Below are 13369 nucleotides of genomic sequence, written 5' to 3' on the forward strand. Positions count from 1 at the left end.
AGCGGGACGCCTTGCAGTTCGTACCGCCTAGCCTCATGTCAGCTTCCGGCGTCTTAGCGACGACGGCCTGAAGCGTGCCGTGGGCCATCGGCTTGGATGCGCCAGACATGAAGGGAGAGACCGTTAGGAAGGACTGCGTAGTAAAGGCAAGGTTTGGAATTGACAGCGAAACTAAGCGCCTGCCGAGCAAGGTGCTCTGCATGACAAACGAAAGGGCGCCAGGGATCAGAACCGCCCGCCCTGAGCAGCCGGGACTGAATCTGGGAGTTTCCCCCCTACTCTTCGCCCACAAAGCCAACCGGTCGCTGCTCTGATTCACGAACGATCTAAAGTGACCCAACTCGATCCAGATTAACCAACGAGCGAGGTATTGACAAACCATAATATTATGGTCACACTGTGTTATGCCGTCTTGGCGGCATTCCCGAGTCTTTTCTCGGGTTTCTGATAAGGAATGAAGTCAGGATCAATAGTAAGAAAACGTGTCCCTCTCTCTGCCATCTTGAGTCTGTACGACCCTTCGACGGCAGCTCAGCAAGTTCTGCTCTGTGGTTGATAGGTCGTACGCGTGGCCTCTCAGCACGGCGGGTGCGAGGATCGATAAGGATTTTGCTGAGTACTCGGCGCGTGTTGAGTTCCGGCGACCTATTAGCGAGCGACGAGGCGTCAGCAGGTTTGGCGGCTGAGGTTTGGCTCTTTCATGCTCGTTCACGCGTCTACAACCTTCGTATCGACTCAAGCATCTGAAGCCCCCGGAAGGTCTTTCATGCGAGTACCTCACGCCAATCGGAACGCGTTCACGCTTGTCGAACTATTGGTCGTTATCGCGATCATCGGGATCCTCGTCGCATTGCTTTTGCCGGCCGTTCAGTCGGCGCGTGAGGCCGCTCGCCGGGCGCAGTGCACGAGCAATCTCAAGAACATCGCGTTGGCGGCCCACAACTACGCCAGCGCCAACAATGCCCTGCCGCCGGCCGATGTTCGCGAATACATTCTCGATGGCAGCGGCAACAAGAGCGACGTCAATACGCTCTACAGCTGGGTGACGGTGCTGCTCCCGTACATTGAAGAGGCCAACACTCACGCGGCCACCGACTGGAGCATCCGCTTCGAAGACCGACTCAACGCCGGTGTGACCAGCCACCACATCCCGTTTGCGATCTTCACTTGCCCCACCGAAGTGAGCCCGCCCTCGGTAGTAGGCGTGGTCAATGACTTTTACGGCGCCCGTGGCAACTATGTCGCCAACGCCGGAACAGGCTTCTATTGGGCCGAGGACGTGTCCCCTAACGAGGCGATCGCCGGTTGGGAGAATCAGATCAACAGCGATCCGAACGCGAATCCTCAGGCGATCCGGCCGCAAGAGAACGCGGTTCACATGACCTCGCTCGGCTCGTTCGTGGTCACCGCCGACCAGATCCAGAGTCTTGGCTCGACGCCTCGCGGCCCTTTCCGCGGGCGTCGGTTCGCCGAGTTCACCGACGGCACGAGCAAGACCGCCGCGATCTGTGAGCTGCGTCTTGTCGAAGGCCAAGACACCCGTGGAGCGATGCACTTCGGCCCCGCTTCGCTCTACATGCACGATTGGCCGCCGAATATGGCGTTCAATGAACGCAACCCGTTCACTCCGGTCTTGAAGATCGAAGACTGGACCCGCTGGTGCGACCGCACCGTGGCCGACAGCATCTCTCCCTGCAGGGCCTCGAACTCGGGTTGGGTTGGCTTCTGGCATCAGATGGCGCGGAGCTATCACCCCGGTGGGGTCGTCTTGGCGTTGGCGGATGGCTCTGCCCGATTCACCCCCGACAGCATCGAGCCTGAAATCTGGCGTGCGCTAGGATCGCCTGATGGCGAAGAAGTCGTCAGCTTCTGATTCTCGACAGATCGGCCGACCTGCAACGCCATCACAAATGCGGCGCTCTCCCCATAGCAACGCCCATGCAATCCTGCGCACCACCTCGCTTTGGCTTGGCTCTACTGAGTCTTGCTGCTGTCGTGTGCTTGGTAGGCTGCGGCAGCCGTGATTCGGGCTGCCTTGTAGGCGGGAGCGTCACGTACGATGGAGAGCCGATCGCCCGGGGCAGTATCGGATTCGCTCCCACGAACTCCGAGGTGGGTCGCCCCGCCGCCGGAGAGATCGTTGATGGCCGTTACGAGATCCCACGCAGCGAGGGCCCCTTCACCGGTGAATACCGTGTGATGATTTACGCCGAGAGGCCGTCGGGCCGCACGATGCAGGCCGACGAGAGTGGGTCGGAGACCCTCGAATTACTCGAGCAGTACCTGCCCTCCACGTACAACGACCGTACGACGCTTGAAGCCTGGATCGATGGGGACCGGCTTGACTTGGATTTCCCTCTCGAGAAGCCCAGGGCCGGCGGCCGCAGGAAACGTTGACACTGCGGTGGCTCAGAGACTCAAGTCCCACGCGCCGGGCGTACCAAACGAAAACCAACGTTCGGCAAGGGTCTGTCAGGGCTCACCCCCAAGCGGAAAGAGGGAGTGGCGGTTTGACGCTCGGTGTCCCAGCCGCCACCGCGTATGACCTTCATCGTGCCTCCGGCGGGTCCGGTCGGATTGACCTGCGTGTCGGCCGTGTCTTCGTAGTCGCCGTGCCAGTCAAGTGTCCACTCCCAGACATTGCCCGACATGTCGTAGCACCCCGCCGGTGAGCGGCTTTCGGAGTGAAAGCCAACCGGTGTGGTCGACGGGGCGACGTAGTCTTCGGAAGGACCGCCGCTGTTCATCAGCGTCGCCGCAACTGTGGGGCTGAAGCGAGCCTGCGAAAGCCCGGTGCGAAGCACACGCTCGGTTTCGGCATCCCAGCCGGCGGCCCTTTCCCATTGGGCCTCAGTGGGGAGCGAGGCGCCTTGAGCCTCGGCCATCGCTGTGGCGCCACGCCAAGTGACACAGTTAACCGGGTGATGCTCGCGTCCCTCGCTCCATACAACGCGGTCGTTCTTGCGTGCAAGCATAGCCAACGGCCTCTCGGGACTGAGCACACACCAGGTCTGGCCGGTTGACGCCTCGTGGACCTCGGCGCCGGACAATTCGGCCCGTCCGGCCGCGAGCTCTTCGTTGAGAAACCGGGCGTATTCGCCGCAAGTGACCTCGGTGACGCCGATCTTGTAACCCTCCAAATGGACCCAATGCTGCGGGTGCTCGACGCTCCACCCCTCCTCACGCGGCGCCCCCATCAAAAAGTCTCCCGCGGGCACACGCACCCACTGCCCCGAGGCAACGCCGCCCGTCGCCGGAGGCACGTCGCTCTGACGTGCGAGGCTCGCCGGCACGAGTTCGTCACGTAGCTGTTTCACAAAGTTCGATAGCACCCGCGCAGTGCGAGGGCGCTGCGATGCTTCGAGCCGCACCGAGTTGGGTGATTCGATATGGATCGCGCGACGAGCGACATCGCTAGCCAGCACGCCGTACACCCGCGCTCCCAGCCCCGAATAGAAAAAGTCAGCCGGGTATCCGTTGAAGTCATACCGGCGGTCCTCGGGCAGGTTGCCCCAATGGCTCGGCGGCGCTTCGTCGCCATATTCTTCCGCCACACAGCGGTCGAAGGCCGACTTGAGAACGCGGACCTCCTCAAGACTAAAGCCGCGGGCCATGCACTCGAACACGTTTCGGTAGAGTTTCTTGCCGTTCTCGTCGGTGACCGACAGGTCGTGGCCGTGGAAGTCGAGATACAGGTCCAGCGGCGGCGCCCCCTGAGCGACTTCGGGCCGCGCACCAACCGCGAGTGCCTTGGTCTTGAACTCGGAGAAAATCGCCACGGCTTCCGCCGTCCAATCGCGGTAAGGCAAGATCCCGTAGGCCTGCGGGCGCGGGCGGCGTTGGAGCGGACGATTGACGTCGATCCAGCGTCCCAGGTAGCTGATACGCGAGCCATACGCACAGACCGAAGAGACCCCGCACTGACGGGTTGTCTCGGCAACGATCTCGCCGGTGAACATATCACAGTCGCCGTGCGGCGCCCCCACGACAAAGCCGGGCCACCGGCTCCCGTCACCCGGTTGAGACTCGATCCGGATCGGCTTGTCGACCGGCTCGAGCCGTCCCTCCCCGGGCGCGAGCAGCCGGAGCGTGACGGCAGCGTCTCCCGGCTCTACGCCCAGGCGGTCTCGCAACGCCTTCTTCATTGAGACCGTATCGACCGGACGGCCGATCGGATAAAGGAGCACCTCGGCACGGTTCTCACCCGCAGAGAGTTCGGCGGCGCCACCGCCTTCGGCGGAAAGGCTCTCCAGCACCTCGGGCGACACCAGCGCCGCGTCGCCGAGTTGCAGGGTGTTCAGCGGCGCCATTTCGACACGCGAGAACCGCCAGTGCTCCTCGGCCTGGGTGGACGACCCGAGCAAGGCGACGGCAAAACCGATCGTGCGGAGCGCGGAGTGAACCTGCATGATGCTTTGGAAGTTGTGCGACAAGGTGGTTGCCGATCCGGTAGGTCGTGGTGGTGGCTAACTCATCCGCTAGCCGATTGAATCATCCTGGCGTTCCGCGTGAGGCTCGGCGGCGAGGCAGGCCGACATCGCAGTGCGAGCTTGGTCAAGACAGTCCCAAGCCTCTTCGACAGCCCCGTCCGCGGAGGCGCTCAAGGCGCGATTGAGGAGTCTCTCGACCGTGGCGAATCGAGTCATCAGCCCAGCGAATGCTCCGACACCAAAGACGTCGAGCATCTCCTGTCGGTGGGAGAGGAACGCGAGGATCGGCGGCCGTGTGGCATCGCCGAGCTGTTGATGAAAGCGTGGCATATCGTCATGGCGTTCGCCGTCGGCAACTGAACCGATCGCAAGGGCGAGCGTCTCCAGAGCGTCGAGCGAGCGATTGGGACCGGCGTCGTTCATGGTTAACCGGGCGGCGTCGCGGCCGCCGACGCGCCGCACAACAGCTCCCACGGCGATCGCCAGCAGAGAGGCCCAGTAGACCGCGACGAGTTGCGGCGATTTCTCGATCGGGCCCGCCGCGGCGATCAGCGCCGTTACGGCCCCCACCGCCATCAATGTGATCGCAATCACCTGGGCTTTCATCGCAACGCCCCCAGCACCGTGAGCGACGCGAATAGCAGCGTGGTCAGGCCGTCGCCTACGATCAGTCCAACCGCCAGCGGCGTGCCGGTCGACTCGCACCAGTCGGCGCCACGCAGCAGCGCGAGCAACTCGCGGGCGATGGCGCCGAGGCCGTAGGGCAGCACGATGCTGATCCCGAGGTACATCGAGATGCCGACGATCACCCCCAGGCCGGGCAAGCCGCTCAGCGACAGCACAGCGCCGACGAGCGCCCCGGCCCCGTAGCGGGTCCAGTCGATGCTGCCGCCTTGCACTTGCTCGATCACGGCACGGAGGGCATCGGCCTGGGGGACAGCGATCGCGGTGCCGGGCCCGAAGCCGTTGGCGCCGTTGGGGCCGGATTGCCACAGCAGCGCTATGACCGACAGGGCGATGATCGGGCCGAGGCCGCAGCAGGCCAACTGCACGAACTGCTGCCTCGCCGGCCGGCTGCCCACTAGTTGCCCGGTCTTGAGGTCTTGCATCATGTCCGCGCTGAGCGAGCACGCCACACTGACCGCGGCGCCCAACATCACGGTCGGCGCCACCGCCCCGCCGGTCAGGTACATCAGGATCACCACGGCCAGCAGCGCCATGCCGGACAGTGGGGTCCAGTCGGTCATCCCCGTCGCCTGCGCGATGACGATCGAAGAAAACCAGACCCACAACGAGCCAACGACCGCCACCAACAGACCACGGACGATTGAGCCTACGGGATCGGTTTCAAAGCCTAAGCCGGCAACGGTGATCGTGAACAGCGTAACGACCGCCAGCGCGACCGAGGCGTACAGCACGCCAATCGGCATCTCGTCTCTTCCCGCCGATGGCGTGGAGCCGGCGTTTCGCTGCGAGGCGGCGCGGAGCGTCGTCAAGGCGGCGCGGATCGCGGGCGCCATCAGGAAGACTCCCGAGAGGGCGCCGCCGAGCAACATACCGATCCCCAACGGACGGGTGAGGGCCGAGTGGATGGCCCCGCCGACCGCCTGCGGGTCGTACTCGCCGCCGGCGGGACCCCAGCCCCACGCAACGACCAGGGGCGTGATCACCCAGTAGGAGACGACGCTCCCGGCCAGCACGAACAGGCCGTTGCGGCCCGCGATAAAACCGATCCCTAGGGCGAACATCGACAACGACGCCGACGCCTGCACGTAGGGCGGCAGCCCGAGCCATTGGCCCAAGTCGATCGACTTGGGCAGCGAGGTTTCGATGCCCTCAAAGCGGTCGGTGTTTTTCAAGAAGAAGAACAGGGCGGAGACCGTTGCGCCGACGAGCAACAGTCGGCTCTTGCCGAGCCCCTCGGCGGGAGAACGCAGGATCGCCGCGACGGCGGTCCCGCTCGGAAAGAGCAGCCGCTCGACCTCGATCATCTGCTTGCGGATCGGGATCACGAACCCAACGCCCAGCAACGCCCCGGCCACCGAAGCCCCGGCCGCTTGCCAGAAGTCGAATTGCGTGTCGGGCAACAGGAACAGGACCGGCACGGTGAACACGACACCGCCGGCCGTCGTGTTGAGGCTCGAGGCGATCGTTTGGACAATGTTGTTCTCGACAATCGTGCCGCGGCGGAGCATGCCACGGAGCACTCCCCAGCCGAGGATCGCCGCTACCGTCGAGCCGCTGGTCGAGAAGCCGAGCGTCATGCCGGCGTAGGTGAAGGTAGCGGTCATGCCGACGCCGATTAGCAATCCCGTCACGACCGCGGCGAGGGTCACCTCTCGGTAAGGCGCCGCCGGGATGCGGGGGGCTGCGGTCGTGGGCGTGGTGGGGGGCATGGCGGCTGGTTGGCGAAAGAGGCTCGGCTTCAGTCGAGTCCCGTCGTGATCTCGGCGGGTTGCCCTACCGGCCCTCGTAGCGAGGGAGGTGGCCCCAAATCGGCTTCGTCGGTCCGCAGCCGCCGTTGTGAATCCGTGTGCGTGCTGTCTTCCTGCACACACTCCCTCAGCGTGTCGTACAGCGGCCGCAATGCCGCCACCTCGAGCCATTCCTCGTCCGCGTGGGCGCCGTCGCCCGGCGTGCGCAGGATCAGGATCGGGATACCGAGCCCGACGAACCACTTCGCGTCGGAAGAGCCGTTGTCGGCGCGAATGTCGATCGGACGCCCGAGGCGACGTTGCCAAATCTCACGGAGCCGCCGCAGCTCTACGCTCTCCGGCGACAGAAAAACCCGCTCGCCGTCGACGACGCCGGAAACCTTCAACGGGTGGAACGCCTGCCGGGCAATTTCGATGACGTCCGCGCCTGCTTGCTCGCCGGCCCAGTAGAGCCGCACCGAGGCCCGGGCCCGGCACGGGGGGGAGATGCCATTGGGCTCGGTCTCGATGGATAGGACACAGGCGGTCGACCCCCAGTTGTCGTTCTCCTGCAACTGACGCTGCTCGGGGCAGAGCTTTGGCAGTCCAGCCGCGAGGCTGTTGGCGAGCAACTCCGCGGCGCTAAAGCCATTCCACGGGGCGTTGCGTGCGCCGGGGATGGTCTCCGCTTCGAGCTCGAGCTGGACGATGCCCTTTTGGGCAAAGGTAACCGCGTCGCCATAGCCGCCGTCGCCGTTGATCAGCTGCTGGGGCCGCCACCCCTGCTCGACGAGAGCCTTGGCGCCATGGCGGCCGCCGATCTCCTCGTCGGTGTTGACCATCAGCCCCACGTCGGGCGGATTCGGTAATCGCGACAAGTCGCGCACCACGTGCATCGCCACGGCGACAAAGCCCTTCATGTCGACCGCCCCTCGGCCGTACAAGCGACCGTCCGCCACGTGTGGCTCAAACTGCTCGGGGGCGCCGGGCACCACGTCGGCGTGTCCGTGCAGGAGCCAACGGGGGGTTCGCGTCGGCTTGGTCGTGACGACGATCGACGGGTAACCGGAGTGCTCGGTTTGGCTAATCTCTACCGGCGCGTCTTGGAAGAACTCACGGATGCGACGCACCACCTCATGCAGCGAACGCTGATCGCCATCGATCGAAGGGACTTCGATTAACGAGGCGCACGTATCGACAAGCTCCTGATCGGATGGGTCCATGGGTCGCTGAGAGGCTCGTCGATTGCCGGCGGAAGCGCCGCGGGGGGGAGGAAGGGGTTGCTCGCGGCGTGGCGGCTAACGTTTATGAAGAGGGGTTCCATCGCGGCTTGCGATGGGGCGGCCTCAGTCGGGCGACTGACTAGCGGGCTGCGGGGATGAGTCGTCGAAAGCTCCGGCGCGCTGGAGAGTCTGCTCGAGAAACTGGATCACCTCGGACCGCTCGACGATCGACTCGGGGTGCTTCTGGCACTCGGAGACTTGTCGCATGAAGTGGTCCAATAAGTTCTGATGACTTTGACGCATGAACACCTGGCCGAGGTCGAAAACGATGATCTCTCGGTTGAGGATCTCGTAGTTCACGACGAACAGTTGGCGGGGAATCAGCACGACCTCGAACCCCAGCAAGTCCTCGCGTAGGCGACTAATAATCGTCTCGATGAACTCTTTGATCGGTTCGGCGTCGAGTCGGTCCCAGGGGGGCCTTCGCAAGACGAAGTCCTCGACCTCGCTCTGCACCACGACCTCGACCCGTCGGCGTTCGTGCTCGTCGATCACCCGACGGCGGTGGACGAACGCCTCCATCGCTACGTCGGCTTGCTCCTGCGGGAGTTCGTAGATCCTCTTAAGCACCTGCTCTCGAAGGCTGAGCGGCTGGTGCACGATCGAGAAACCACGCGAAAGACTGAGCCGTTCGCCGCTCCCCTGGCTGAGCCAGAACTCCTCAAGATCGGCGTAACTGCGGCTCTCGTGGCCGATTTGAGGCCGCAGGTAAAACGAGTCGCTCTCGATGTCGAGCAACCAGTCAATCGAGAGGTTCAGCACACTGCAGAGCTGTCGAAGTTTCTCGAGCGAAGGCAGCTGGTGTCCGTTGAGAATCGAATAGACCGTACTGACGCCGATCCCTGATTTGACCGCCAGCCATTTGGGAGTTTCACCGGTTTGATAGAGCGCGGCGCGTATCTTGCGGCCGAGCGCCTCGGCGTCGACAGCAATCTTGGGAGGGTCAGCCATGGCATGGGAGGTTCGCGGTGTACGGGGCCTGCGGTCCCACTCAGTCGAGCTGCGGTTAGACAGCGCTCCGCTCTTTCGGGACGAATCATTCGGCCTTTTGGAGACGTTATCGTACACAACGAAGACCCTTTTCTCATCGTCGATCAAGCAACCACCGAAGGCCGCCTGCCAGCGAGGCCGAAGTCGATGTTTTTGGCCCCACCAACTGCACTCCGCCACTACGACAGGCAGCCGCCAGACACAGAGGCGTGCTTTTTAAGCCACCTCTATCTGCTCGGGCACGCGTGACGACAGCAGGCCAAGAGGCGTGTTCTAAGCCGCAAATCACAGCCATTCATGGTTATTCCATAATAATATAGTTTGACAAGAATATTATGTCAAGGATACGATTGACTCATCGAGTTTTGATACAGGCGAATTCTGGCACTTCAAACGGCGAGCCTAATGAACACCAAGAATCTTGCAGCGTCCCTGATGGCAATTCTGCTGGCTGGATCGACCAGCCACGCAGCTGTGATGACTTACACCGACTTGAACGACTGGCTCAACGCGGTCAGCGGAACCGCCTCGCTCGAGGATTTTGAAGGCGCCACGGAGGACGTTTACTTCGGCCTCGCTGGGAATGCGACTACCAGCCCGAACGGGTCTCTTGGTCTGTCGGCCAACGCCAACTTCGACGACAACGCCTCTATCGACGTTTCCCCCTATGTGAGCTCGGGCGCTGACATCAACGGCGACGTCGTGGTCAACATGCGGTTCCTCGATGGCGGCCACGGCTCCAACGCACAGGAGACGGTCACGGTGGCCCTGCCGGCTGGCGTCGTAGCCTTCGCCTTCGAGTACAATAATTACGACTCGGGCGATGACGGCGCGTTCCTCAGCTTCGAGGGGACGAATGGTCAGATCGTTGGGGCATTCGATTCGACCGTCGATGGTTTCTTCGGCGTGCTCGACACCGACCCCGGCGCCGTGATTTCCTCGTTCTCCTTCACCGGAGACCCAGCGGTTGGTACGGGCGTGTCGGCGTTCAACTCTTTTGACGATGTCCGCTACAGCGTCGTCCCCGAGCCCACGACTTCGGTTCTCTTGGGCCTGGCCGCCATCGGTCTCGGGCTGACGAAGCGTCGGCCCCGCGCCTTGGTTGCGGCCTAGTTGATTCGGTCTAGCCATAATCGAGACCGGTTTTATGGACAGAAGGGTTTGCGGATGTTTCGACCGTTGGCCAAGGGTGACCGCACGAGCTGCGTCAGAGTTTTGGGCGTCGTACTCGGCCTAGTAATCGGGGCGAGCGGTGCGGCTTGTGCGCAGTCCCCATGGCTGTACTACTCTGTGACGCGGGGTGACGCGCCGATCATTCTCACCGCGCCGCACGGCGGGACGCTCAGCTACCCGTTCAACGAGAGGTCGTGCACCGATGGCCAGGCGTGTGCGCTCGACACCAACACCCGCCAGCTCGCCCTAACGACCAGCAACGAGTTCTACGCCCTCACCGGCCTGCGGCCTTACGTCGTGATCGCCCAGGGGCACCGCCGCTTCATCGACCTCAACCGCAGTTCGGAAGAGGCTTATGACGACCAGCTGGCGGCGCCTTACTACGATTACTACCACAACGCGATCGACGGCTTTGTAGCCGACGTTAGGCAGCGGTTCGGCCGCGGCCTGCTAATGGACATCCACGGCCAATCGGCCGAGCCCGATACTATATTACGCGGCACACTTGACGGCCTTTCGGTCACGGAGATGCTCAACGCGTTAGGCGAGGACGCGCTGAACGGTCCCGGCAGCGTGATGCGTTCGTTCGACGAGCAAGGCTTTAAAGTCTACCCGGATGTCGACGTCCCCTACGCCGAGCAGGAAGAAGACCCCCACTTCAGCGGCGCGTACACAGTCGAAGCGTACGGCAGCAACAACGCTTCGGGGATCGATACGATCCAGCTCGAATTCGGCTACGATTACCGAGGCGGCGAGAGCTGGCGCGACACCGCCGCGGCGTTGGCGGTCGCGATGCAGGCCTACCACGAGACCTACTTGAGCGACCCTATCCTCCCCGGCGATTACAACGACGATGGCACGGTCGACGCCGCCGATTTCACGGCCTGGCGAGATTCTCTCGGCGGCCCAGCCGGCTCGCTTCCCAATAGCATCGTCGGCGGCCCTATCGGCATGGCGCACTATGACACCTGGGTGGCTCACTTCGGTGACACCCTGCCGCTGAACGCACCGATCCCTGAACCAATGTCGGGGATGCTATTGGTGTTGGGAGTTGCGGCGGGTCTCTTTGCTTTCAGGTCGGCTCGGTGATTGCTGCTCGGCGATCGCTGCGGGAGACGTCTCTCAAGGCCTCTTGCCGATAAGCCTCCGCCCATCCGCTTCGTAGGTTGTCTCCCAGAAGCACGCTTCGAAGGGCGGGTCGACGGACCGTGCACCCTCGACGCAAACTTTGAGATAGGGCGGGTAAGGTCGGATATCTTTGCAGACCGCCTCGGAGCCTTGGGGAGCCCGGAGCACATAACCAAGGCTTACAGAGTCGTTTTCGCCCGACCAAGGCATCCACGCGACAGGGCAAAGGTCGTAGTTTTGCTCTCGTTGTCGCAGTGCGGGCAAGTCCGAAACCTCAAGCGTTATCGCTCGACCGCAGAGGCAGTCGCTGCAAGAGCCGGTCCACAGAACGTTGAGGGCCGCGACTTCGGTCTCATCGGTGGGCTGTCCGTACCGGACGAACGCCCCTGGCGTCATCACATAGTCGAACAGTCGCCTCGCCCCCCAAGCAATCACGGGGGGGTAGCCTTCGGCAGGCACGCCCGAAAGGGTCTTCGCCGCGGACTCCGTGTTCATCAGACTGCCGTAGCCCACCAGAGTGATTGCAGAAAGCCCACGCTTCGCAAGCGAACCCTCAAGCCCTTCCCAGGGATAGGCAATCTGATGCGCAGCAACGTCTGCAAGCAACCGCGTGACACTGCTGCGCACGCCGACTCTATCTAGACGGGAGCCCCAGTCCTCGATCATGTCAGTCTCCTCCGGTCGAGCGGCGCCAGAAGTCGAGACGTCTAAAAACACGCCGGCGTTGAAGAGCATATCACACGCTCGAGGTCGTCGGACCACGGGTTTCGACCATTGTCATCTGGCGGACGCCGCCACTGGCGACCCGGGAGAAAATTTCTCTAACGGCCACTACAAAAAAGCTCAGCGGCGCCGAGTCAAAACCGCGACCGAACCCAGGACGAGGGCGAGCGTGCGGGTCGAGATGTGCGTGGGCTCAAGCATGGCGGGGGGCGGCGTTGTCTCCGTCGGTGTGCTGGCTGGCTTTGATAAACTCGAGCACCTGCTCTTTCTCAGGGATCGATGTCTGAGCGCCGACGACTGTGCAGGCGAGTGCGCCAGCGGCGCCGGCGAAACGGATCGACTGGTCGAACGGCAGCCCGTCGGCGAGCGCTACGGCGAGCCCCCCGGCAAAGGTGTCGCCTGCGGCGGTGCTGTCGACCGACTCGACCATCAGGGGGGCGTGCAACGCCCACGACTCGCTCATCGCCGACAGCGCGCCCCGCCCACCTAGAGTCGTCACCAGACGCTCGATTCCTGTCTCGGCAATCAGCAATTGGGATGCGGCGGCGATCTCTTCGAAAGTCTCAACCCGACGACCGGTCAGGGAGGCTAGCTCGGTTTCGTTGGGCGTCAGCAGGTCGACTTCCTTGAGCAGTTCACGCGGGGGCGACGGGGTCGCGGGCGCCGGGTCAAGGATCACTCGCACACCGCACTGGCGTGCGAGACGTGCGGCGTTGATCGCGGCGGCGGTAGGGGTCTCGAGTTGCAACAGCAAGACGTCACCCCACTCGTACCACGCCGTGTCGGTTGGAGCCTCGACCAAGGCGTTGGCGCCTGGGCTGACGAGGATCGAATTCTGTCCGTCATGCTCGTTGAGCAAGATGATCGCAACGCCACTCTCTCGCTCCACCCGCCGCACGCCGTCAACGTCAACGCCATGGGTCTGGAGGTTCTCGAGCATGCGCCCGCCGAACGCGTCGGTCCCCACGCATCCGACGAAACGAACCTCTCCACCGAGTCGGGCGGCGGCGACTGCGGAGTTCGCTCCCTTGCCGCCTGGGACCAAACGGATAGCGCCAGCCGACGCTGTTTCGCCGGGCTGTGGCAACCGATCGATCGGCGTCACCACGTCCATGTTCGCGCTGCCTACGACGAGCACTTTGGCCATGCTTACACCCCCACCATCGATTCGATGGCTAAGAGATGCAGTTCGCCAACAGACGATATGACGGGCAATCTATATCGCACG

General features: G+C 63.2%; 11 protein-coding genes. 4 read left to right on the forward strand and 7 right to left on the reverse strand.

The window, feature by feature from the left end:
• Positions 1-766 precede the first annotated feature (766 nt).
• Together Mal64_RS03370 and Mal64_RS03375 are read left to right on the forward strand one after the other, a co-directional pair.
• Complete coding sequence (locus Mal64_RS03370; protein WP_197525399.1) at positions 767-1873, forward strand: DUF1559 domain-containing protein; 1107 nt, start codon at positions 767-769, stop codon at positions 1871-1873.
• 239 nt (positions 1874-2112) lie between these two features.
• Positions 2113-2397 (forward strand): hypothetical protein, encoded by a 285-nt coding sequence (locus tag Mal64_RS03375; protein ID WP_146397049.1) that lies wholly within the window; start codon positions 2113-2115, stop codon positions 2395-2397.
• Between the two features lie 20 nt (positions 2398-2417).
• On the opposite strand, the gene Mal64_RS03380 is transcribed toward Mal64_RS03375, so the two are convergent.
• The 5 genes from Mal64_RS03380 to Mal64_RS03400 form a co-directional block, all read right to left on the reverse strand.
• Positions 2418-4409 carry a formylglycine-generating enzyme family protein gene (locus Mal64_RS03380; RefSeq protein ID WP_146397051.1) on the reverse strand — a complete coding sequence of 664 codons (1992 nt, stop codon included), beginning with the start codon at positions 4407-4409 and terminating at the stop codon, positions 2418-2420.
• 69 nt (positions 4410-4478) lie between these two features.
• A complete protein-coding gene (locus tag Mal64_RS03385; RefSeq protein ID WP_146397053.1) occupies positions 4479-5036 on the reverse strand; it encodes a hypothetical protein in 558 nt (185 codons plus the stop codon).
• The gene (locus Mal64_RS03390) at positions 5033-6826 is read right to left on the reverse strand and encodes an OPT family oligopeptide transporter (RefSeq protein WP_197525400.1); all 1794 of its coding nucleotides are present in this window, start codon (positions 6824-6826) and stop codon (positions 5033-5035) included. Before Mal64_RS03390 ends, Mal64_RS03385 begins: the two co-directional genes overlap by 4 nt.
• A 29-nt stretch (positions 6827-6855) precedes the next feature.
• Positions 6856-8067 (reverse strand): M20 family metallopeptidase, encoded by a 1212-nt coding sequence (locus Mal64_RS03395; RefSeq protein WP_146397057.1) that lies wholly within the window; start codon positions 8065-8067, stop codon positions 6856-6858.
• Positions 8068-8190: 123 nt separating this feature from the next.
• Positions 8191-9078, reverse strand: a complete 888-nt coding sequence (locus Mal64_RS03400; protein WP_146397059.1) for a helix-turn-helix domain-containing protein — start codon at positions 9076-9078, stop codon at positions 8191-8193.
• Positions 9079-9594: 516 nt separating this feature from the next.
• Between Mal64_RS03400 and Mal64_RS03405 the strand changes: the two genes are divergently transcribed.
• Together Mal64_RS03405 and Mal64_RS03410 are read left to right on the forward strand one after the other, a co-directional pair.
• Positions 9595-10230 (forward strand): PEP-CTERM sorting domain-containing protein, encoded by a 636-nt coding sequence (locus tag Mal64_RS03405; RefSeq protein ID WP_197525401.1) that lies wholly within the window; start codon positions 9595-9597, stop codon positions 10228-10230.
• A 177-nt stretch (positions 10231-10407) separates the two neighbouring features.
• Positions 10408-11379, forward strand: coding sequence for an N-formylglutamate amidohydrolase (locus tag Mal64_RS03410; RefSeq protein ID WP_197525402.1), 972 nt, complete (start codon positions 10408-10410; stop codon positions 11377-11379).
• Positions 11380-11412: 33 nt separating this feature from the next.
• Here the strand turns inward: Mal64_RS03410 and Mal64_RS03415 are convergent, their stop codons facing one another.
• Positions 11413-12153: a hypothetical protein gene (locus Mal64_RS03415; protein ID WP_146397065.1), complete on the reverse strand. Its 741-nt coding sequence runs from the start codon at positions 12151-12153 to the stop codon at positions 11413-11415.
• Positions 12154-12334: 181 nt separating this feature from the next.
• Entirely contained in the window at positions 12335-13288 is a 954-nt protein-coding gene (rbsK, locus tag Mal64_RS03420) for a ribokinase (RefSeq protein WP_146397067.1), read from the reverse strand.
• Positions 13289-13369: the final 81 nt, after the last annotated feature.

Source organism: Pseudobythopirellula maris, from assembly GCF_007859945.1.
Taxonomy (GTDB): domain Bacteria; phylum Planctomycetota; class Planctomycetia; order Pirellulales; family Lacipirellulaceae; genus Pseudobythopirellula; species Pseudobythopirellula maris.

Coding starts and splice junctions, on each gene's coding strand:
- Mal64_RS03415 (WP_146397065.1), bottom strand. CDS start 12,153: ATGCTCTTCAACGCCGGCGTGTTTTTAGACGTCTCGACTTCTGGCGCC.
- Mal64_RS03395 (WP_146397057.1), bottom strand. CDS start 8,067: ATGGACCCATCCGATCAGGAGCTTGTCGATACGTGCGCCTCGTTAATC.
- Mal64_RS03390 (WP_197525400.1), bottom strand. CDS start 6,826: ATGCCCCCCACCACGCCCACGACCGCAGCCCCCCGCATCCCGGCGGCG.
- Mal64_RS03370 (WP_197525399.1), top strand. CDS start 767: ATGCGAGTACCTCACGCCAATCGGAACGCGTTCACGCTTGTCGAACTA.
- Mal64_RS03380 (WP_146397051.1), bottom strand. CDS start 4,409: ATGCAGGTTCACTCCGCGCTCCGCACGATCGGTTTTGCCGTCGCCTTG.
- Mal64_RS03405 (WP_197525401.1), top strand. CDS start 9,595: ATGACTTACACCGACTTGAACGACTGGCTCAACGCGGTCAGCGGAACC.
- Mal64_RS03385 (WP_146397053.1), bottom strand. CDS start 5,036: ATGAAAGCCCAGGTGATTGCGATCACATTGATGGCGGTGGGGGCCGTA.
- rbsK (WP_146397067.1), bottom strand. CDS start 13,288: ATGGCCAAAGTGCTCGTCGTAGGCAGCGCGAACATGGACGTGGTGACG.
- Mal64_RS03400 (WP_146397059.1), bottom strand. CDS start 9,078: ATGGCTGACCCTCCCAAGATTGCTGTCGACGCCGAGGCGCTCGGCCGC.